The following is a 21,419-nucleotide window of genomic DNA, read 5'->3' as shown; positions in this document are numbered from 1 at the left end:
TTTCGCTTTTCAGGCTGCCTGATTAGCCGCCAACCTTGTTGCGAATAATCGCTTTCACCACATCCGCATCGTTATCAATCACTTGCACGCGTTGGGGCAAATCTTCCAAGCCTGCCAGTTTGGCGGGGCGGGGCACGGCAACGCTGCCCACGGCTTCGTGGATGGTGGCTTCAAACTTGGCTGCCAGCGCGGTTTCCAGGCAAACGATGGTTTCGCCTGATTCGCGCAGTTGGCGGGCAACTTTGATGCCATCGGCGGTGTGCGGGTCGATGAGTTCGCCGTCGGTTTGGTACACGGATTTTATGGTGGCAAGGCGGTCGGCGTGGGTGCTGCTGCCTGAAACGAAGCCGTATTTTTGGCGGATGATGTCTAATTTGTCTTGCAGATTGAAGCCGTTGCCTTGGGCAACGTTTGCCCACAGGCTTTGCACTTGGTCGGCATCACGCCCCACCAAGTCAAAAATAAAGCGTTCAAAATTGCTGGCTTTGGAGATGTCCATCGATGGGCTGGACGTTACATAAGTGTGCGCGGCATCGCGTGGGCTGTATTGCCCTGTGCGGAAAAATTCGTCTAACACGTTGTTTTCGTTGGTGGCGACAATCAGGCGGTGAATCGGCACGCCCATTTGTTTGGCGATGTGCCCCGCGCAGATGTTGCCGAAATTGCCGCTGGGCACGCAGAAGCTGACGCGCTGCTCGTTGCTTTCGGTGGCGCGCAGGTAGCCCGCGATGTAGTACACCACTTGGGCAACGATGCGCCCCCAGTTGATGCTGTTTACGGTGCTGATGCAGTAGCGTTGTTTGAATTCGGCATCGTTTTGCACGGCTTTTACGATGTCTTGGCAGTCGTCAAACATACCGCGCACGGCGATGTTGATGATGTTGTCGTCTTGCAGGCTATACATTTGGGCGCGCTGGAAGGCGGACATTTTGCCATCGGGCGAGAGCATAAACACGTTGATGCCGCGTTTGCCGCGCAGGGCGTATTCGGCGGCGGAGCCTGTGTCGCCGCTGGTTGCGCCGAGGATGTTGAGCGTTTGGTTTTCTTTGGCGAGCACGTATTCGAAGGCGTTGCCCAAGAATTGCATCGCCATGTCTTTGAACGCGAGCGTGGGGCCGTTGGACAGGGCTTGGATTTTGATGCCGTCTTTGAGCGTGCGCACGGGGGTGATTTCTGCGCTGCCGAATGTTTCGCGGGTGTAGGTGCGGTTGATGATGTCGCGCAGGTCGGCTTCGGGGATGTCGGTGGCGAATAGGCGGATGACTTCAAAGGCGAGTTCGGCGTAGCTGAGCGTGCGCCAATGGGTGAGCTGCGCGGGGGTGATTTGCGGATAGTGCTCGGGAAGCATTAAGCCGCCGTCGGGGGCGAGCCCCATAAGCAGGGCTTGGCTGAATGTTTTGGCGGGGGTGTTGCCGCGGGTGCTGATGTAGTTCATGGTGTGGCTTTCGGGTTGGGGGTTGAAAATCAGTGGCAGCCTGAAAACGCGAATGTTGTTTTAGCTTTGCTGAAACTCGCTTCGCTCGTTTTCAGGCTGCCTTTTGCTGTTTATTTTTGTTTTTGCAGATTATCGATCATGGCGTTTGCGCCGCAGCGTAGCGCGCCTGATAACAGGCTGTCGCCTTTGTTCATGCAGCTGGGGCGTTCGTTGTCTTGCACGGGCTCGGTGAGCTGGCGGCTGGCTCGGTTGCCGAAATCTTCTACTGCGTTGCCGATTTGTTTGCCGTTCTTTTTCATGGCGGGCAGCTGGTCGCGCAACACGTTCACAATGGCTTTGCTGTTTTGTTTGGTGATGATGCCAGTGGAATCTAGCTGGGGGAGCAGTTGTTCTAGGGCGCGTTGTCCACCGGGGGTGTCCATCACTTTGCTGATGCCATCCAGGCTGCTTTCCCATGCTTTTTGCCCGCAATCGCTTTTGCGGGCTTTGAGGCAGTCTATGGCTTCGCTGCCGACGTTGAGGCTTTGGGTGTAGGTTTCGTTGTAGAGGGCGGATTCGTCGTAGGGGTTGTCGGCTTGGGCGAATGGGGCGGCGAGCAGTAGGGCGGCGAATAGGGCGAGGGCTTGGGCTTGGCTGTTCATGGGGCTTCCTTTTGGCTGTTTGGCGCGGCGTGGATTTGAGCGGTGTTGAACTTGGTTTCAGGCTGCCTTGGGGGATGCGGGATAGGATTAAGGCAGCCTGAAAGTGTGTTTTGGTTTTTCAGGCTGCCTTGGGGTTATTTGGTGAACAGGCGTTTGTAGCACGCGGTTACGGTTTTGGCGGTTACTTCGGCGGCCACTTTCACGCGTCCGCTTTCGGTGAGCAGTTCGGGCAGTTGGGCGGCGGTGATTTGGTTGGGGGCTTCTTCGCTGGCGCAGCCGCAGATTTTGTTTTCCCATTCGGTTTGTTTGGCTTGGCTCATGGCGAGGGCGATGGTGCGCCATTCGGTGCGGGCTTGTAGTTCGTTTACACAGCGGTTTTGCACATACATTTGCACGGCGGATTTGCCGATGCCTGCTGCGCTAGATGTGCCTGCGCCGCCGCCAAGCAAGCCGCCTACGCCTGCTGTGCCGCTGTCCGCGCAGGCGGTGAGCAGGATGGCGGTGATAAGGGTGAGTGCGGTTTTTTTCATGGTTTTTTCCTGTTAGGAGTGGGTAAAAGGGTTGGGCTTTGCTGAATGTAGGGTTGATTAAAAGGGCGATGATGCGGCGTTGTCGCCTTGTTTCATGGTTATTTTTACCAACTGTGTTTCAGGCTGCCTGAAAGGTGCGGAGTATATCAAGAATTTGCAGGGGGTTGGCGGCGGATGCGTGGTAGCCCCATGTTTCGGGGGTGTCGCTGGGGGCGATGTAGCCCCATGCGGCGAGGATGGTTTGCATGCCTGCGCCCAGCCCTGCTTGGATGTCGCGCTGGGCATCGCCTACATAGATGCAGTTTTCAGGCTGCATTTGCAGGGCGGCGCAGGCGTGGTGCATGGGCAGGGGGCTTGGCTTTGCTTGGGGGCAGGTGTCGCCGCTCACGACAACGGCGGGCGGGATGGAAAAGCCGAGTTTGGGGACAAGGCGGTTGGTGAAGGTTTGGGGTTTGTTGGTGATGATGCCCCATGCGATGTTTTGTGTGGCGAGTCGGGTGAGCAGAGGGTTGATTTCGGGGAAGAGCGCGGTGTCGCGGTCGAAGCATTGTTCGTATTCGGCGAGGTAGTCGGCGCGCCATTGGGGAAAATCGGGGTGTTCGGGGGGGATGCCTGCGCCCAGTCGGATGAGGGCGGCTGCGCCGTGGCTGGCGTGGAGGCGGATTTGGGCTTGGGGTTTGGGGGGGAGCCCGCGTTTTTGCAGCAGGCTGTTGAGGGCGTTGCCTAGGCTGGGGGCGGTGTCGGCGAGGGTGCCGTCTAGGTCAAAGAGGATGGCTTGGATGGGCATGGTTTTGGGGTTTCGTTGGGTGGCTGGGTTTCAGGCTGCCTTGGGATTGGGCAGCCTGAAAGCGTTTGCTTGTATGATTGGGGCAGCCTGAAATGCAGCGGTTTGGATGGGGCAAACGGGTTGCGCCTGCGGTTGCTGTATTCGTTTTGACTTGGTTTAAGCTTTTGGTTTGGGCTTTGCTGAAACGAGTGAATGTGTTTTCAGGCTGCCTTTTGAGCTTGGCTGAACCTAGTGGATGGTGGTTTCGCCGAAGAGCCAGTCCAGCTGGGTTTGGTAGTAGCTGTTGCCGTTGCGTTGGTCTATGTCTTTGGCGATGCTGCGGGCGTTTTCTAGGGCATCTTCGTTTTGCGGGATGATGGCGAGTAGGTAGTGCCAGTAGGTGATGATGTCGGTTTGGCTGGCGTTGAAGATGTCGTCGTTGTATTCGTTCATCAGCTCTTCGGCGGTGTCGGGGTCGTTGAGTGGGTAGTAGAGTTGGATAAGCTGGGGGATGTACTGGATAAATTCTTGCCGTTCTTGGTCTAGGTGTTCTATGGCGTGGTCTAGCAGGTGGCGGGCGCGTGCCATGTTGCCTGTTTGAATCAAGCTGTGGACGATGTAGTAATAGCAGTTGTGGGGGACTTCGGCGCAGGTGAGTTCGCCCGCCAGGATGGGCTTGGCGAGTTCCAGCACTTGGTTGTAGTCGCGGATGAAGTGGTGGTATTGGATTTGGGTGCTTTGTTCGCAGGCGGGGCAGTCGTTCATGTTGTCGTGTTCGTTGTTTTGCCATTGCTGGTAGTGTTCGCGCACGGCATCTACGTTGCCCAGCAGGATGTTTTGCTCCATCAGGGATTTATGCAGCATGGCGGGGCTGAATTTGTAGCGTTCGTACCATTGCTGCATTTCTTGGTTGGCTTCTTGGATGCTGTCCAGGGTGGCGTTGAGGTCGCGCGGCAGGTCGCCCACCAGCCATTTGAACCGCCACAGGCAGCCCATGAGTTTGTTGAAGGCTTGGTCTTCTTCGGGGCTGTTGTTGGGGGTTTCGCTGAATTGGTGCTGGCACCAGTGGGTGAGCCATTTGAGACAGTGCATTTGCCAATCGCAGCCGAAGCCGTGTTGGCGGGTTTCTTCGCCGACAACGTAGTCGCTGATGGCGGCGGCGGTGTCGTAGTCGTGTGCTTCCATGGCTTGGTTGAATTGCTGGATGGTGGCTTTTTGGCGTTCGCGGCGGTCGGTGATTTGTTCTATTTGGTCGGGGTGGAAGGTCATGGGGTGTTCCTTTGTGGGATGTGTTCGGCTTCGGTTTCAGGCTGCCTGTGGGGTGTGCGGGATAGGCAGCCTGAAACGCGGTTGGGCGAAGCCAAAATTATTCTTTGCGGTTGCTGCCGGCAACCATGTCAAACAAGAATAGGCGGCAGTCCAAATTGCCGTTGAACAGTGGGATTTTGCGCTTGGGTTTTAGGCGCATGAGCTTGGGCATTTCCATGTCGCCTGATAACAAGCCCGCTGTCCAGCCCGCGTAGTGCTGTTTGAGCCAGCTTCCGAGCTGTGGATAAAGCGCGTGCAAGGCTTGGATTTCGGCAAGGCGCACGCCGTAGGGCGGGTTGGCAACAAGAATGCCGTTTGCGCCGTTTGGGCGGGTGTCTTGCGCGTCTAACACGTTGAACTGGATGATGTTTTCTACTTCGGCAGCGGCGGCATTGGCTTGGGCGGCGGCGATGAGGCGGCGGTCGTTATCGGAGGCGGCGATGGCGTTTTCAGGCTGCCTAATGGCGGCGCGAGCGGCGGCTTTGAGCTTTGTCCACAAGGCTTTGTCAAACGTGTTGAATTGCTCAAAGCCAAAGCGGCGCATTAAGCCTACGGCGCGGTTTTGCGCTATCCACGCGGCTTCTATGGCGATGGTGCCGCTGCCGCAGAAGGGGTCTTGCATCGGCTGCGTGCCGTTGTAGCTCGCTAATAGCAACAAGCCTGCGGCAAGGTTTTCGCGCAAGGGCGCTTCGCCTGTGTCTTGGCGATAGCCGCGCTTGAACAAGGCTTCGCCGCTGGTGTCTATAAAAATGCTGGCGGTTTTGTCGTCTAAAAACAAATGGATGCGAACATCGGGGCGGGCTTTGTCCACGCTGGGGCGGCTGCCTGAAAGATTGCGAAAGCGGTCGCACAGCCCATCTTTGATTTTTAGCGCGCAAAAATCCAAACTTTTCACACGAGCGCGCTTGCCTTCAGCTTTGATTTTGAATGTTTTTTCTACGCCAAACCAGTCTTCCCATGCAATGTTTTTGGCGGCGCGGTAAAGGTCGTCTTCGCTGCGATAGGGCGTTTGGGCGAGTTGCAACAACACGCGGCTGGCGGTGCGCGAGTGTAGGTTGATGCGGTAAACGTGTTCCATGCTGCCACGCGCGGATACACCGCCATCGGTGGGAACGATTTGGGCGCAGTTTTGCTGGGCGAGCTCTTGCGCGAGAATAGGTTCTAAGCCGCGTGGGCAGGTGATGAAGAGAGAGTGGGGCATGAGGTGCTTTCGGGATGGGCTTTCAGAATGAATTTCAGGCTGCTTTTAAGGCTTGCGCTTGGATGCGTGGGCAGCCTGAAAGCCATGTGTTGCCACGAAATTCAACGTTGGCAAAGGGCGGGCTTTCAGGCTGCCTTCGGGCGCGTTCGGATTAGCGGTAGCACACGCGGCGGCGTTCGTATTCGTCGTAATAGCAGCGGCGGCGCGGCGGTGGGTCGTAGTAAACAGGGGTTTCGCTGATGTTTACGGTGGTGCCGGGCGGAGCGTTGACGGTTACGGTTTTGTGGATGGTGGTTTGCGATTGCACAGGCAGGTCGATTTCGGCATAGCGCCCGAATGGGGTTTCGCTGTATGTGCAAGCGGCGAGGATGAGGGAGAGGGGAAGAATGCGCCAGTTCATTTGCGTGGGATGGGGAGTCGCGAATAGGCGGATTGTATAAGATTGGGGGCTGGCTGGAAATGAAAGGGGTGGATTTTTGTGGGGATGTGGGATTTCAGGCTGCCTTTTGTGGGGATTGGGGCGGCGGGTGGGGCGGGCATTGATGGGCGGCAAGGATTGGACACAAACGGGAAAGCGTCGGGCATGAATGTCCGACCTACGACTGCCTCAGGGCATAGAACGCGTGGGCAACGAGTGCCCACCCTACGCTTGCTTTTCTGTTGATGCCATAGTTTCCCCAATATATAGTGGATTAAAATAAAAATGAGACAAGGCGGCGAGCCGCAAGGCGTACAAGTAGTACGTCAAGGCGAGCCAACGCCGTATCATTGCAATTTTAATCGACTATAGCACCGATGTCGTTGATGTGTGATGTAGCATATCAACGGCAAAAAAGCAGCCTGCACTTTGGAGATTTTAAAGTGCAGGCTGCTTTTTGGGGATGTAGGGTGGGCATTTATGCCTACGCGGTTTCAGGCTGCCTTAGGGCATAGAACGCGTGGGCAACGAGTGCCCACCCTACGCTTACTGTTGATATTTTTTTATAATTTCAGCTACAGTTATTTCAAGTGACTTAGGAAATATCCACCCACTCAAAGAGCGATTCCATGAACCTCCTGCGGCTTTAAGTTTATCTTTAATAGGCGTTGTATCTCCTTTAACTAAAAAAGATTTGATTTTTCCATCTTTTTCATAATCTTCCATATATACTTTGCCTGACTTTATTATTTTTTTTATTTCTTTTGATTTTTCATGTACCTCTTCTGGAGTTGAAATATTATTATGACTTCCACCATTCAATAATTGACGGATATTAATAGAAATTTGATTTAATAATTTTTCTTTAAAATCTACTATATTTGTATAAGATCCTACTATACCAATTGATTTCATCTTTTTCTCAAATTCTCTTAATGCTTTAAATTGTTCTATATCCAACATAGATTGTTCTATTGGTCGAGATGAAAAATAAACCATGACTGGTTTTCTATTTTTAATAAAGCATTCTATTTCTTCAGCAGTGCCACTCTCACTAACGCCTGTAGATGAACCTAAACGAGTCCAGAACACACCTATTGCCATATCACAATTATTGACAATTTGGTCGTTTATCACTCCTTGAGGCCTATCTCCCAACATGGGAGCTGAATGAGTTTCCCATTTTATTGGTAATAATACTGTCTTCATTTGCTCTGAATTTATATTATTCCAATTCATGATTACCTCTGTAATAGCCTCTCGTTCCTCAAGCACATCTCCTGGGCTTGCAATTAATATTTTAAAAACTTTTGCATCAAAAGACATAATTTTCTCCTTAAATAAATAATAAATTTAAAACTATTACTCCGCCCCAAACAACAACCCTTCCTTAATCCCGCGTATTCTATCACGAATCACAGCCGCCTCTTCAAACTGCAAATCCCGAGCCGCCTGCTGCATGGCTTTTTCCAGTTTGGCGATTTCTTTAATCGCGTCTTCTTCGTTGTGAATCTCGCCGACTTTAACCTTGTTCTTACCTTTACCTTTCAGACGACCCTTGCCGCCGTCTTCTTCGTGATACACGCCGTCAATGATGTCTTTGACTTGTTTTTTAATCTGCTGCGGCACGATGCCGTGTTCTTCGTTGAATTTAATCTGTTTTTCGCGGCGGCGTTCGGTTTCGTCGATGGCGGCTTTCATGGAGTCGGTGATTTTGTCGGCGTACAGGATGGCGACGCCGTTCACGTTGCGCGCGGCGCGGCCTATGGTTTGAATCAGGCTGCGGTGGGAGCGCAGGAAGCCTTCTTTGTCTGCGTCGAGGATGGCGACGAGGGAGACTTCGGGGATGTCCAAGCCTTCGCGCAAGAGGTTGATGCCGACGAGTACGTCAAACAGTCCGAGCCGTAAATCTCTAATGATTTCAACGCGCTCGACGGTATCGATGTCGCTGTGCAGGTAGCGCACTTTGATGCCGAGTTCGCTGTAATAGTCGGTGAGTTGCTCCGCCATGCGTTTGGTAAGGGTGGTAACGAGTACGCGTTCGCCTTTTTGGATGCGGTCGTTGATTTCGCTCATTAAATCGTCGACTTGGGTGGCAACGGGGCGGATGATGATTTGGGGATCGACCAGTCCTGTGGGGCGGACGACTTGTTCGACCACTTGTCCGGCGTGTTCTTCTTCGTATTTGGCGGGGGTGGCGGAAACGAAGATGGTTTGCGGCATGACTTTTTCAAATTCGTGGAATTTGAGCGGTCGGTTATCGCGGGCGGAAGGCAGACGGAAGCCGTAGTCCACGAGGTTTTGCTTGCGCGATGCGTCGCCTTTGTACATGCCGCCGATTTGGGTGACGGTAACGTGGCTTTCGTCGATGAACATGATGGCGTTGCTTGGCAGGTAGTCCATCAGCGTGGGCGGCGGTTCGCCTTCTTTTTTGCCGGAGAAGTGGCGGGAGTAGTTTTCGATGCCTTTGCAAAAGCCCATTTCGTAGAGCATTTCGAGGTCGAAGCGGGTGCGCTGTTCGATGCGTTGTTGTTCGACGGGGCGTTGTTCGCGGGCGAAAAATTCGATGCGTTCGCGCAGTTCTTCTTTGATGGACTCGCAGGCGCGCAATACGGTGTCGCGCGGGGTAACGTAGTGGCTGGACGGGAAGACGGTGTAGCGGCCGACACGGTGGTGCAGGCTGCCTGAAAGCGGGTCGAACATATCGAGGCGGTCGATTTCGTCGTCGAACAGGCTGATGCGTAAGGCGTTTTCGGAGCTTTCGGCGGGATACACGTCAATCACGTCGCCGCGCACGCGGAAGCTGCCGCGTTTGAAGTCCAAATCGCCGCGTTCGTACTGCATGGAAACGAGCGTGGTGATGATGTCGCGCTGCTCGATGGTGTCGCCTTCTTTGACGGACAACACCATTTGTTGATATTCGGTCGGGTCGCCGATACCGTAAATGGCGGACACGGTGGCGACGATAATCACGTCGTCGCGCGTCATCAGGTTTTTGGTGGCGGAAAGGCGCATCTGCTCGATGTGTTCGTTGATCGCGCTGTCTTTTTCGATGAACAAATCGCGGCTGGGCACATAGGCTTCGGGTTGATAATAGTCGTAGTAGGAGACGAAATATTCCACCGCGTTTTCGGGGAAAAACTCGCGCATTTCGGCATAAAGCTGGGCGGCAAGGGTTTTGTTGTGCGCCATGATGATGGCGGGTCGGCCGCTTTGGGCGATGACGTTCGCCATGGTGTAGGTTTTGCCCGAACCGGTTACGCCGAGCAGGGTTTGATAGGCCAGGCCGTCTGAAAGCCCTTCGAGCAGGCCGGCAATGGCGGTGGGTTGGTCGCCGGCGGGCGGGAAGGGTTGGTTTAATTTGAAGGGGGAGTTGGGGTATTGGATAAAGGGCATTTTCAGGCTGCCTTGGGGTGATGAAAAATAGCCGTGCATTATAGTGCATTGGCTGTTTTAGATTCGCAGAAACTAGCTGCGCTTGTTTTAGCTTCGCAGAAACTCGTTATACTCGTTTTCAGGCTGCTTTGCTATTGCGCCCGCGTTCAGGCAGCCTGAAACGCTTGCGCTATAATCCGCCTTTTTTAATCGGATAACCCATGTTGCCCAAACCTTTTTTCAGGCTGCCTCTGCTGGCGGCAATGTGTTGCGCCCTGCAAGGTTGTGTGGTCGCATCCGCAGTAGATTTAGCTGCCACCACAGTCGTGCAAACCGGCAAAATCGCCGTAAAAGGCACAGGCGCGGTGGTGCGGGCGGTGATACCCGATGGCGATAATGACGACAAAAAAGCCACCCAAAAAACCAAGCAAGCGCAAAAACAGCGCGAACAAGCCGCGCGTGCGCAAGCCCAACAGCCGCCCACATCCGATTTCAGGCAGCCTGAAACGCTGCCACAGCCACCGCAGCCACCCATGCAGCCTGAAAACGACTAGCCCACAGAAGCAAGCCAAAATAAGCTATAATCCGCCCGTTTCATTTTTCGTAAATCTCATCCTTAACCCAACCAACGGAGTAACACCATGAGCGCAATCGTAGATATTTTTGCCCGCGAGATTTTAGATTCACGCGGCAACCCCACCGTAGAATGCGATGTATTGTTGGAAAGCGGCGTAATGGGGCGCGCAGCCGTGCCCAGCGGCGCATCCACCGGGCAAAAAGAAGCCCTAGAACTGCGCGATGGCGATAAATCCCGCTACTTGGGCAAAGGGGTGCTCAAAGCCGTAGAACACGTTAACAACGAAATCGCCCAAGCCATCATCGGCATTGATGCCACCGAGCAAGCCTATATTGACCAAATTATGCTGGAACTAGACGGCACGGAAAACAAAGGCAATCTGGGCGCAAACGCCACCCTAGCCGTGTCGCTCGCCGTTGCCCGCGCTGCTGCCGAAGATGCAGGCTTGCCGCTGTATCGCTACTTGGGCGGCGCAGGCCCGATGGCGTTGCCCGTTCCCATGATGAACGTGATTAACGGCGGCGAACATGCCAATAACAGCCTGAATATTCAAGAATTTATGATTATGCCCGTGGGCGCGGCATCGTTCCGCGAAGCCTTGCGTTGCGGCGCGGAAATCTTCCATCATTTGAAAAAACTGTGCGATGCCAAAGGCTTCCCCACCACCGTGGGCGACGAGGGCGGCTTTGCGCCCAACTTGGGCAGCCACGAAGAAGCCTTGCAACTGATGGTGGAAGCCACCGAAAAAGCAGGCTACAAAGCAGGCGAAGACGTTTTGTTTGCGATGGATTGCGCATCCAGCGAGTTCTATAAAGACGGCAAATACCACTTAGAAGCCGAAGGCAAAGCCTATACCAGCGAAGAATTTGCCGAATATTTAGCCGACTTGGTTGCCAAATACCCCATCATCTCCATTGAAGACGGCATGGACGAAAACGACTGGGCAGGCTGGAAACACCTCACCGAAAAATTGGGCGACAAAGTGCAATTGGTGGGCGACGATTTGTTTGTAACCAACCCCAAAATCTTGGCGGAAGGCATTGAAAAAGGCGTGGCGAACGCGCTGTTGGTGAAAGTGAACCAAATCGGCACGTTAAGCGAAACATTAAGCGCGGTCGATTTGGCCAAACGCAACCGCTATACCAGCGTGATGAGCCATCGCTCGGGCGAAACCGAAGACAGCACCATCGCCGATTTGGCGGTTGCCACCAACTGCATGCAAATCAAAACCGGCTCGCTCAGCCGCTCCGACCGCATGGCAAAATACAACCAGCTTTTGCGCATTGAGGAAGAACTCGGCTCCGCCGCCTACTACCCCGGCAAAAAAGCGTTTTACCAGTTGAAAAAATAATCGCCAAGTGCGTTTTAGCTTCGCCCGTTTTCAGGCTGCCTTAGCAACGCACGATAGGCAGCCTGAAAACGCAAAACGGAATCAAAACAATGAAATGGATAACATGGGGCTTGCTCATCACGCTGGCAGGCCTGCAATACAAAATCTGGCTGCACAACGGCGGCTTGCGCAGCCAATACGCCCAAATGCAGCAGCAAGCCGAAAGCATCAAGCGCGAAAACGCCGTCATCCGCCACGACAACGCCATGCTGCGCGCCCAAGTGGACGACTTGCAAAACGGCTACGAAGCCCTGTCCGAGCTGGCCCGCAGCGAGCTGGGCTATATTGAAGAAGGCGAAACCTACTATAACCTTAAACGCGAATAACCACCGTGCCGTTGCCAGACCGCACGGTTTTCACATCTTGCCAACCGCGCCTAAAACCGCGCCCAAAAAGTACCCACCATGAGCCCAAAATTTCCCCCAGACGAAACCGAAAACGATCCCCGCTACAAAGCCTTTGTGCAACAAGTGGTGCAATACCGCACCGTTTACACCCTGCAAGACAGCGAAGACTATTTCGCCGAATGCCCATCCGAAGTGTATGACGACAACCTCGGCGAGCCCGAAGCCGTGTATTGCTTTTGGGACAACCTAGAAGACACCCAATCCTGCCAACACGACGAATGGCAAGACTACGAAATCGTGGAAATCCCGCTGGTGGATTTTATGGAAGACATCCTTATCGGCATGGACGAAGACGCGCATTTGGTGGGTGTGGCGTTTGATGAAGAGTTATACGGCACAGAAGTTGAACCCGTTGAGCTGCTGCGCGATTTGCTCAACGAAATCCGCGTGCAAAACCAATCGCACGAATACGAAAACTACGGCAAGCTGCGCCATTATTGCGACCTTTGGGAACAAGAAATCGCCGCGCAAAACGCCCCCATCATTCATTAGGCAGCCTGAAAACCATTAGGCAGCCTGAAACCATCCCTACAACCCTTTTCAGGCTGCCTCATCTTGATAGGCAGCCTGAAAACCCCGCAAGGAACATCATGGAAACCGAACACATCAACCAACTGCAAAACCAGCTCACCGACCTATCCCAGCGCAACAGCGACATCCGCGTGTATATGGACTACCAAGGCAAAAAAGAGCGGCTAGAAGAAGTTATCGGGCTATCCGAAGACCCCGAGCTTTGGAACGACCCCAAGCGCGCCCAAGAAATCGGCAAAGAGCGCAAAATCTTGGAAGGCATCGTGCTCACGCTGGACAACATTGAAAACGGCATCGCCGACAACCGCGAGCTGATTGACATGGTGGTAGAAGAAAACGATGCCGACGGCTTTGCCGCCATTGTTGCCGACGTTGCCGCGTTGGAACAGCAAATGGCGGATTTAGAGTTCAAACGAATGTTCAACCAGCCTGCTGACCCCAACAACTGCTTTGTGGACATCACCGCAGGCGCAGGCGGCACCGAAGCCGAAGACTGGGCAGGCATGCTGCTGCGAATGTACACCCGCTACGCCGAGCGCAAAGGCTTCAAAGTGGAAGTGATTGAGCAAGACGACGGCGAAATCGCAGGCATCAACAACGCCACCTTGCGCATCGAAGGCGAATACGCCTACGGCTTGCTGCGCACCGAAACAGGCGTGCACCGCCTTGTTCGCTATTCGCCGTTTGATTCCAACAACAAACGCCACACCTCGTTCGCCTCCGTGTTCGTGTATCCCGAAGTGGACGACAGCTTTGAAATTGAAATCAACCCCGCCGATTTGCGCACCGACACCTACCGCGCATCGGGCGCAGGCGGTCAGCACATCAACAAAACCGACTCCGCCGTGCGCATCACGCACTTGCCAACAGGCATCGTTGTCCAATCGCAATCCAGCCGCTCGCAACACGAAAACCGCCGCATCGTGATGGAAATGCTGCGCGCCAAACTGTTTGAACTGGAAATGCGCAAACGCAACGAAGAAAAACAAGCCTTAGAAGAAGGCAAATCAGATGTGGGCTGGGGCAGCCAAATCCGCTCTTATGTGCTGGATTCCTCGCGCATCAAAGACTTGCGCACCGGCTATGAAGTGGGCAACACCAAAGCCGTGTTAGACGGCGATTTAGACGGCTTTATTGAAGCCAGTTTGAAACAAGGCGTGTAGCTCCATCGTTAAAGGCAGTCTGAAACCTAAAATGGAGCGGCGGTGGCTCGCCGCCAAATGGCTGATTAAACACGGCATTGCTGGTTTGCCAAGATGTCGGCGAGCAGCCGACGCTCCATCGGTTACAGGTTTTGCAAAGGTTTCAGGCTGCTTTGATACATCAAACTGTTGGCATCGCTTGGGCGATTGGTTGGTGTATGCCGCGTTGTAAACAAGACAACAATAAGGCAGCCTGAAAACGCATAACCCCGTTTTCAGGCTGCCTTTGTTTACAGCAAGAACGACCGATTACAAAACCGCAATCGCAGCGTCGTAATCAGGTTCTTCTTTGATTTCAGGCACTAAGCCAACGTGCAACACTTTGTCGTTTTCATCCAGCACCACCACCGCGCGAGCGGTTAAACCACGCAATGCGCCATCGGCTTGGGCAACGCCGTAATCTTGCGCAAAGCTGCTGCGGAAGCTAGACAACGTTACCACGTTATCCAAGCCTTCTACGCCGCAAAAGCGAGATTGGGCAAAGGGCAAATCGGCGGAAATGCACAGCACCACGGTGTTGTTAAGCGCAGCAGCGCGTTGGTTAAACGTGCGCACCGATTGTTGGCACACACCGGTGTCGATGCTGGGGAAAATGTTGAGTACTTTGCGTTTGCCCGCAAAGTCTGCCAGCGTTTTGTCGGATAAATCGGCAGCGGTGAGCGTAAACGCGGGAGCAGCTGCGCCTACGGTGGGCAATGCGCCTTTCAGTTGCACGGGGTTTCCTGAGAATGTAACGGTTGTCATCGTGTTTTCCTTGTGGGGTGTGGGTTAAATGTATTTCAGGCTGCCTCATAGCCGCCTAAAACCAAATGCTTTTCGCCAGCCGCGCATATCATCAAATGTTTCGCAAAATGGGCAGCCAAAAGCAGGCGAATAGTAGCGCAACGGCGTTGCCGGTTGCAAGCAGGCAAGGCAGCGGCAGCCTGAAAAGGCGGTTTTCTGTTTTCGGATGCGGAAAAGACCGACGAAAGGAAAAGGGCGTTTCAGGCTGCCCGAGCGCGGGCGCAAAAATGGGCAGTCTGAAAAGGCTGATTCGCGTTCCTACGGCTTGCTGGCAAGCCGTGCGCGGGTTTTCCAATATTGCTGCGGGGGCGTTTCAGGCTGCTTCACACAGCAGCGGCAGCCTGAAAACAAATGATGCCGTTGCCATGTCATTAGGTTTTCAGGCTGCCGCAATGCGCTTACTCCACCACGCTCACCCCCGCCTGCGGCGTGCACACGAACACTTCTTCCTGCAAGCCCGTGCGCGTTTGGTAATGCGCGGCGATATGCGTTTTCACCGCATCCACCAAATCATGCGGCACAAGGGCGACGATGCAGCCGCCGAAGCCGCCGCCTGTCATGCGTGCGCCGCCGCGCTCGCCGATTATTTCGCTGGCAAGTTCCACCAGCGTGTCCACGGCGGGGTGGGTGATTTCAAATTCGTCGCGCATGCCCGCGTGGCTTTCTGCCATCAGGCGGCTGAGTGCGGGGATGTCGTTGCGGCGCATGGCTTCGGCGGCATCCAGCGTGCGTTGGTTTTCTTGGATGATGTAGCGGGCGCGGCGGGCGGCGGTTGCGTCCAAGCCTTGTTTGCCTGCGTCAAATTGGGCGAGCGACACATCGCGCAGGGCGGGCACGCCAAAATGGGCGGCGGCGGTTTCGCATTGGGCGCGGCGCGTGTTGTATTCGCTGCCCACCAAGCCGCGCTGCACATGGCTGTGGATAATCATAATCGCCAAGCCTGCGGGTATGGGCACGGCTTGGGCGTTCAGGCTGCGGCAGTCAATCAGCACGGCGTGCCCCGCTTCGCCGCGCGCGCTGGTGAGCTGGTCCATGATGCCGCAGTTGCAGCCAACAAAGCGGTTTTCGGCGTATTGCCCGATTTGGGCGATTTCGGTCGCGCTCAAAGGCAGCCTGAAAACGTGTTGCACGGCTTTGCCGATGGCAACTTCCAGCGCGGCAGACGAGCTTAATCCTGCGCCTTGTGGCACGTTGCCGCTGACGGCGATGTCCACGCCTTCGGGCAGCCTGAAACCGTGTTCGGCCAACGCCCAGATTACGCCGCGAATGTAGTTTGCCCATTGTTTGTCGGATGGGGCGATGGGCGTGTCCAGCGAGAATTCGTCGCGCTCGCCATAATCGGCGGCATACACGCGCACGCTGCGGCTGCCGTTGGGGGCGATGGCGACGTGGGTGGCGAAATCGATGGCGCAGGGCAGCACGAAGCCGTCGTTGTAGTCGGTGTGTTCGCCAATCAGGTTTACGCGACCAGGGGCGCGAATCAGCGCGGTGTGTGGGCGGGCGAATTGTTGGTGGAAGAGTTGGGGGAGTGGGGTGGGGGTCATGGGGTTTCCTTTGAAGTAGTTTTCAGGCTGCCTGAAAACAGAGATACAAATCAATGGTGGGTTATTAAAGTTTCAGACCTGAATTTCTTTACTCGACAGTCGCTACAACACCAGGGGCAATCGGTCTGCCGTTTTGTTGCAGCAGAAAACGCTGACCTTCGAATACTGCCAGTGGTTTTTCGGCTTCCAGCAACACTTCGGGGGTTTCGCCAGCTGCCACGGTTTGGGGCGAAACGAGCTTGCAGCGCACCGTTTGCCCACCTATCCATATATCCATGCTATCGCCTGCCGACAGAGCATGACCGCCTTCTTCGCGGCTTAGGTTGTAGATATAGCTGTGTAGACGGCGACTGTTTACTTGCAGCGTGGTGGATGGCTGCTGCCGTGGTGTCAGCGTAGCAGCATCGGCAATCAGCTGCCGTAAGCCCTGATAGCCGACATAAATGCGGGCGTGCTTGCCGTCCATATCATAGCTGTCAAGTAAATCGCGCATTTCCGTAATTTCAAGTTCCAGCAGGTCTTTCAGGTCTTTATTGGTCAGTACCTCGCTTTGGGTAAGAAAAACAGCCAGCGGCAGATAAGCCTGTCGCGCTATCAGTGTGTGTTCACGAATAATAGGTAGCGGTCCAGTTGCGGAATCAAGAACCAACACGCCAAGCGCAGCTTGGTGCGCCATATCAGCAGTTTGAGCGGCAGTGGCGTGCGGTGGCGGCACTAGAAATAACGCTTCGCTGCCGTCTGGGCAGATGTTTTGGGCGATGCAGTCGGGCAAAATATTTTTGCGCATTTCATCGCCCAGTAAAACGATGCGGCTGCTATTTGGCGCGGTGGTGGGGGGCGTATTAGCTGTTTTTTCACTGCTTGCTTTGTTTGGATAGCAGGCGACCAGCAGCAGAGAGAGTAGGGCAATACACAGAAAAGATATTTGAGACATAACGGTTTTTTAATCGGTTTAAGGCAGCCTGAAAATGGGTTTGGTGGTTTGCATTATGGTGGGCAACCAGTTGCCCACCCTACGCTTATTAAGGCAGCCTGAAAATCATCTTTCCAAATAATGCACCAGCGACAACGCCGCCAACCTTTCCGCCGCCTGTTCTGCCGTTAAATCGCGCTGCGCTTCGGCAAGCATTTCATAGCCCACCATAAACTTGCGCACGGTTGCCGAGCGCAGCAGCGGCGGATAAAAATGCGCGTGCAGCGTCCATTCGGGGTGCGCTTCGCCGTCAAACGGCGCGCCGTGCCAGCCCATGGAATAGGGGAAGCTGGTTTCAAACAGGTTGTCGTAGCGCGTGGTGAGCTGTTTCAATGCCAACGCCAAATCGGCGCGCTCGGCGGCGGATAAATCGGTGATGCGCTGGGCGGGGAATTTGGGCAACAGCAGCGTTTCAAACGGCCAAGCCGCCCAATAAGGCACCACCGCCAGCCAATGCGCGGTTTCCACCACAATGCGCTCGCGGCGACGCAATTCTTCGGCGGCATAATCGTGCAACAAATTGCTGCCATGCAGCCTGAAATAGCGTTGCTGTGCGGCGTGCGCCTTGGCGGGTAAATCGGGCAGAAAATCGCTCGCCCAAATTTGCCCGTGCGGATGCGGGTTGGAGCAGCCCATCACCGCGCCTTTGTTTTCAAAAATTTGCACCCAGCGATAGGTTTCGCCCAATTCCGCTGCCTGCGCCTGCCATGTGGCAACCACGCGCTCAATTTCAGGCTGCGTGAGCTGCGGCAGCGTTTTGCTGTGGTCGGGCGAAAAGCAAATCACACGGCTGATGCCGCGCACGCTTTGGCTTTGAAACAGGGGATTGGCGGTGTCGCTGAACGCGGGCGTGTCGGGCAGGAGCGCGGAGAAATCGTTGGTGAACACAAAGGGTTCGCTGTAATCGGGGTTGGTTTCGCCGTTGATGCGGCTGTTGCGCGGGCAAAGGTAGCAGGCGGGGTCGTGGGCGGGCTTGGGCGCGGTGTCGGCTTTTTCTTGCTGCCCTTGCCACGGGCGTTTGGCGCGATGGGGGGAGACTAAAATCCAGCTTTCGGTGAGCGGGTTGTAGCGGCGGTGGGGGTGGTCGGTGGGGGAGAACATGGGACGGATACTCGTGTGTAGTGCTGTGAAACAGAATCTAGGCTCTGTTGATAATCAATATTTTGGCGGCTTTTGCGCCCTAAAACGGCATCTGCGGCGTTAAAAATATCCGCCTAGGGATGGCATAGGCTCGCATTTTTGCCTTGTATCTGCCCTTTTAGGACGCAAAATCCGCTGCAAAATTTGAATGGCAATAGACCTTAGGCTATTTTATGGCGAATTTTTACGAAAACATACATTTTTTTTCAATTTAAATTCAAATTGTTTGCAAAAAGGGGGAAATTTTTGGGTTTACAAAGTTTTTTGTTTGGGCGAAACTCGCCTGCTGTAATTTTGTGTAATTTGGTTGTTAACCAGCTAAATTCGTTCAATCAAACGTTTTCAGGCTGCCTTTGCCGGGCAGTAGGCAGCCTGAAAACGGTGCAAACCCACTTTTGGAGAGGTCATCATGCAATTCAAACCAACATTTTTGGCTACGGTTTTATGTGCAACTTTGGGCTTGGCGGCTTGCGGAGGCGGCAACGGCAGCGCGCCTGCGAGCAACGCTTCGGGCGCACAAGCGCAGCAAAGCAGCGGCGCGGTAGCCGTGGGCGAGGGGGCAAAAGTCGGGGTTACGATTTATAAATACGACGATAACTTTATGTCGTTGATGCGCAAGGCTTTGGAAGCGGAAGCGGCAACGCAAAAAACCGCCGAGCTGCTGCTTAACGATTCGCAAAACAGCCAATCTACGCAAAACGACCAAGTGGACGTGTTGCTGTCCAAAGGCGTGAAAGTGTTGGCGATTAACTTGGTGGACCCCGCCGCTGCGCCCACCATCATCAGCAAAGCCAAAGCGGCGGATGTGCCCGTGATTTTCTTTAACAAAGACCCCGGCGAAGCGGCGTTGAAAACCTACGATAAAGCCTATTTTATCGGCACGAACCCGCAAGAATCGGGCGAAATCCAAGGCAAATTGGTGGGCGATTCTTGGAAAGCGCACCCTGAATGGGATTTGAACAAAGACGGCGTGATTGATTATGTGTTGCTCAAAGGCGAGCCCGGCCATCCCGATGCGGAAGCGCGCACCAAATATGTGGTAGAAAAACTGAAAGCCGATGGCTACAAAGTGAAACAGCTGCAATTGGACACCGGTATGTGGGATGCCGCCAAAGCCAAAGACATTATGCAGGCTTGGCTGGCAGGGCCTAGCGGCAAGCAAATTGAAGTGGTGTTGTCTAATAACGATGCCATGGCGATGGGCGCGGTGGAAGCGATGAAAGCGCAAGGCAAAGTGTTGCCCACCTTCGGCGTGGACGCGCTGCCTGAGGCATTGCAAATGATTAAAGCCGACACGCTGGCGGGCACAGTGTTGAACGACGGCGACACGCAAGCCAAAGCGATTTACGCGCTGGCGGTGGATTTGGCAAACGGCAAAGACCCGAAACAAAACCCTGCCTTGAAGCTGGAAAACAGCATCATCCGCGTGCCTTATGTGGGCGTGGACAAAACCAATTTGGATAAATTCGTGAAATAAACGCTTACTGCGTATTAAATAGGCAGCCTGAAAACGGGGAGACGGATGCAATGTCTTTGCAAACCGTTTTCAGGCTGCCTTAAATAACGGCAACAATCAGGCAGCCTGAAACGCCCGACCCGACCGCACACCAATCAACGAGACCGAAAACATGACCGCTTCGCCTCAACCCCAAACGCAGCCTGAAAACGAAATCCTGCTCACCATGACCGATGTGCACAAAGCCTTTCCTGGCGTGAAAGCGCTCGATGGCGTGAACCTCACCGTAAAAGCCCATTCGGTGCACGCGCTGATGGGCGAAAACGGCGCAGGCAAATCCACGCTGCTCAAATGCCTGTTCGGCATTTACGCCAAAGATTCGGGCAGCATTCAATTCTTGGGCAAAGAAGTCAATTTCAGCAGCGCAAAAGAAGCCTTGGAAAACGGCATTTCCATGGTGCATCAAGAGCTGAATTTGGTGAAACAGCTCACCGTGATGGACAATTTGTGGCTGGGGCGATACCCCACCAAAGGCTTGTTTGTGGACACCGCCAAAATGTTTGCCGACACGCAAGCTATCTTCAACGAGCTAGACATCCACATCAACCCGCGCGAGAAAGTGGCGAAACTATCGGTTTCCGAAATGCAAATGATAGAAATCGCCAAAGCCTTTTCGTATAACGCCAAAATCGTCATCATGGACGAGCCGACTTCATCGCTGTCGGAAAAAGAAGTCGCCCATCTGTTTAAAATCATTGAAAAACTGAAACAACGCGGCTGCGGCATCATTTATATCTCGCACAAAATGGAAGAGATTTTCAAAATTTGCGATGAAATTACCATTTTGCGCGATGGCAAATGGATAGACACACTCGCCGTGGCGCAAACCAATATGGACGAGCTGGTCGCTAAAATGGTGGGGCGCAGCTTAACGCAACGCTTCCCCGAAAAAACCAACACGCCCAGCGAAGTGGTGTTGCAAGTGATCCATTTAACCGCGAAAAATCAACCCTCTATTCAAGATGTGAGCTTTGAATTGCGCCAAGGAGAAGTGTTGGGCATTGGCGGCTTGGTAGGCGCAAAGCGCACCGATATTGTGGAAACGCTGTTTGGCATTCGCGAAAAACTCAGCGGCGAAGTGCGCGTGCATGGCAAGCTGGTGGACAACCATTCGCCTGTGGACGCGATTAAAAACGGCTTTGCGCTGGTAACCGAAGAACGCCGTAGCACAGGCATTTTTGGCGGCTTGGACATCAGCTTTAACTCGTTGATTTCCAACATTCGCGGCTACGAAAAATCGGGTTTTTTGAACAACAAAAAAATGAAAGAAGACACGCAATGGGTGATTGATGCCATGCGCGTGAAAACCCCCGCGCACAAAACGCGCATCGGCTCGCTATCGGGCGGCAATCAGCAAAAAGTGATTTTGGGGCGTTGGCTGCTCACCAGCCCCGATATTTTGATGCTAGACGAGCCCACTCGCGGCATTGACATCGGCGCGAAATTTGAAATTTATCAACTGATTAACGACTTGGCAGCGCGCGGCAAAGCGGTGATTATGATTTCATCCGAAATGCCCGAATTGCTCGGCATCACCGACCGCATTTTGGTGATGAGCGCGGGGCGCGTGGCGGGCATTGTGGAAACCGCTAAAACCAGCCAAGAAGAGATTTTGCAGTTATCGGCGAAGTATCTATAAGCCGTTTTCAGGCTGCCTAAATCAGCTTATCGCAGACCACATA

General features: G+C 54.1%; 21 protein-coding genes. 8 read left to right on the top strand and 13 right to left on the bottom strand.

The annotated features are described in order from the left end of the window. Window positions 1–22: 22 nt before the first annotated feature. The 9 genes from thrC to uvrB form a co-directional block, all read right to left on the bottom strand. Window positions 23–1,435, bottom strand: a complete 1,413-nt coding sequence (thrC, locus tag H3L93_RS08315) for a threonine synthase (RefSeq protein ID WP_003794215.1) — start codon at window positions 1,433–1,435, stop codon at window positions 23–25. 110 nt (window positions 1,436–1,545) lie between these two features. After that, entirely contained in the window at window positions 1,546–2,076 is a 531-nt protein-coding gene (locus H3L93_RS08310) for a hypothetical protein (RefSeq protein WP_003794218.1), read from the bottom strand. A 134-nt stretch (window positions 2,077–2,210) separates the two neighbouring features. After that, window positions 2,211–2,606, bottom strand: coding sequence for a hypothetical protein (locus tag H3L93_RS08305; protein WP_003794220.1), 396 nt, complete (start codon window positions 2,604–2,606; stop codon window positions 2,211–2,213). Window positions 2,607–2,724: 118 nt separating this feature from the next. Then, window positions 2,725–3,393 (bottom strand): HAD family hydrolase, encoded by a 669-nt coding sequence (locus H3L93_RS08300; RefSeq protein WP_003794221.1) that lies wholly within the window; start codon window positions 3,391–3,393, stop codon window positions 2,725–2,727. A gap of 228 nt (window positions 3,394–3,621) precedes the next feature. Next, window positions 3,622–4,641 (bottom strand): hypothetical protein, encoded by a 1,020-nt coding sequence (locus H3L93_RS08295; RefSeq protein WP_003794227.1) that lies wholly within the window; start codon window positions 4,639–4,641, stop codon window positions 3,622–3,624. A gap of 97 nt (window positions 4,642–4,738) precedes the next feature. Further along, window positions 4,739–5,881 (bottom strand): THUMP domain-containing class I SAM-dependent RNA methyltransferase, encoded by a 1,143-nt coding sequence (locus tag H3L93_RS08290; protein WP_003794228.1) that lies wholly within the window; start codon window positions 5,879–5,881, stop codon window positions 4,739–4,741. A gap of 151 nt (window positions 5,882–6,032) precedes the next feature. Continuing rightward, window positions 6,033–6,281, bottom strand: a complete 249-nt coding sequence (locus H3L93_RS08285) for a hypothetical protein (protein ID WP_003794233.1) — start codon at window positions 6,279–6,281, stop codon at window positions 6,033–6,035. A 564-nt stretch (window positions 6,282–6,845) separates the two neighbouring features. Continuing rightward, a complete protein-coding gene (locus H3L93_RS08280; protein ID WP_003794238.1) occupies window positions 6,846–7,625 on the bottom strand; it encodes a hypothetical protein in 780 nt (259 codons plus the stop codon). Window positions 7,626–7,661: 36 nt separating this feature from the next. Then, a complete protein-coding gene (gene uvrB, locus H3L93_RS08275) occupies window positions 7,662–9,695 on the bottom strand; it encodes an excinuclease ABC subunit UvrB (RefSeq protein ID WP_003794239.1) in 2,034 nt (677 codons plus the stop codon). Window positions 9,696–9,895: 200 nt separating this feature from the next. On the opposite strand from uvrB, the gene H3L93_RS08270 reads away from it, so the two are divergent. The 6 genes from H3L93_RS08270 (at window position 9,896) to H3L93_RS08245 (ending at window position 13,953) form a co-directional block, all read left to right on the top strand. Further along, window positions 9,896–10,228, top strand: a complete 333-nt coding sequence (locus tag H3L93_RS08270) for an NF038104 family lipoprotein (RefSeq protein ID WP_003794241.1) — start codon at window positions 9,896–9,898, stop codon at window positions 10,226–10,228. Window positions 10,229–10,315: 87 nt separating this feature from the next. Further along, window positions 10,316–11,602, top strand: coding sequence for a phosphopyruvate hydratase (gene eno, locus H3L93_RS08265; protein ID WP_003794243.1), 1,287 nt, complete (start codon window positions 10,316–10,318; stop codon window positions 11,600–11,602). Window positions 11,603–11,691: 89 nt separating this feature from the next. After that, on the top strand, window positions 11,692–11,967 hold the full coding sequence (locus H3L93_RS08260; RefSeq protein WP_003794245.1) for an FtsB family cell division protein: 276 nt from the start codon (window positions 11,692–11,694) through the stop codon (window positions 11,965–11,967). A gap of 78 nt (window positions 11,968–12,045) precedes the next feature. Then, the gene (locus H3L93_RS08255; protein ID WP_003794247.1) at window positions 12,046–12,540 is read left to right on the top strand and encodes a DUF2750 domain-containing protein; all 495 of its coding nucleotides are present in this window, start codon (window positions 12,046–12,048) and stop codon (window positions 12,538–12,540) included. Between the two features lie 98 nt (window positions 12,541–12,638). Continuing rightward, window positions 12,639–13,742, top strand: a complete 1,104-nt coding sequence (prfB, locus tag H3L93_RS08250; RefSeq protein ID WP_003794249.1) for a peptide chain release factor 2 — start codon at window positions 12,639–12,641, stop codon at window positions 13,740–13,742. Window positions 13,743–13,773: 31 nt separating this feature from the next. Next, on the top strand, window positions 13,774–13,953 hold the full coding sequence (locus H3L93_RS08245; RefSeq protein WP_003794251.1) for a hypothetical protein: 180 nt from the start codon (window positions 13,774–13,776) through the stop codon (window positions 13,951–13,953). A 77-nt stretch (window positions 13,954–14,030) separates the two neighbouring features. Here H3L93_RS08245 and tpx read toward each other — a convergent pair whose 3' ends face one another. From tpx to galT, 4 genes are all read right to left on the bottom strand, one after another. Then, window positions 14,031–14,525 carry a thiol peroxidase gene (gene tpx / locus H3L93_RS08240; protein ID WP_003794253.1) on the bottom strand — a complete coding sequence of 165 codons (495 nt, stop codon included), beginning with the start codon at window positions 14,523–14,525 and terminating at the stop codon, window positions 14,031–14,033. 437 nt (window positions 14,526–14,962) lie between these two features. Continuing rightward, window positions 14,963–16,108 carry a galactokinase gene (gene galK, locus H3L93_RS08235; protein ID WP_003794258.1) on the bottom strand — a complete coding sequence of 382 codons (1,146 nt, stop codon included), beginning with the start codon at window positions 16,106–16,108 and terminating at the stop codon, window positions 14,963–14,965. An 88-nt stretch (window positions 16,109–16,196) separates the two neighbouring features. Further along, the gene (locus H3L93_RS08230) at window positions 16,197–17,042 is read right to left on the bottom strand and encodes a hypothetical protein (RefSeq protein ID WP_003794261.1); all 846 of its coding nucleotides are present in this window, start codon (window positions 17,040–17,042) and stop codon (window positions 16,197–16,199) included. Window positions 17,043–17,147: 105 nt separating this feature from the next. Next, window positions 17,148–18,182 carry a galactose-1-phosphate uridylyltransferase gene (gene galT / locus H3L93_RS08225; protein WP_003794263.1) on the bottom strand — a complete coding sequence of 345 codons (1,035 nt, stop codon included), beginning with the start codon at window positions 18,180–18,182 and terminating at the stop codon, window positions 17,148–17,150. A gap of 448 nt (window positions 18,183–18,630) precedes the next feature. Here galT and mglB point away from each other — a divergent pair, with 448 nt between their 5' ends. Then, a complete protein-coding gene (mglB, locus tag H3L93_RS08220; protein WP_003794267.1) occupies window positions 18,631–19,698 on the top strand; it encodes a galactose/glucose ABC transporter substrate-binding protein MglB in 1,068 nt (355 codons plus the stop codon). A 151-nt stretch (window positions 19,699–19,849) separates the two neighbouring features. Further along, entirely contained in the window at window positions 19,850–21,376 is a 1,527-nt protein-coding gene (mglA, locus tag H3L93_RS08215; RefSeq protein WP_003794269.1) for a galactose/methyl galactoside ABC transporter ATP-binding protein MglA, read from the top strand. The last annotated feature ends 43 nt before the right edge of the window (window positions 21,377–21,419 follow it).

This window comes from Kingella oralis (assembly GCF_014054985.1).
GTDB lineage: Bacteria > Pseudomonadota > Gammaproteobacteria > Burkholderiales > Neisseriaceae > Kingella_B > Kingella_B oralis.
This window is presented reverse-complemented; position numbering and strand designations above follow the sequence as displayed.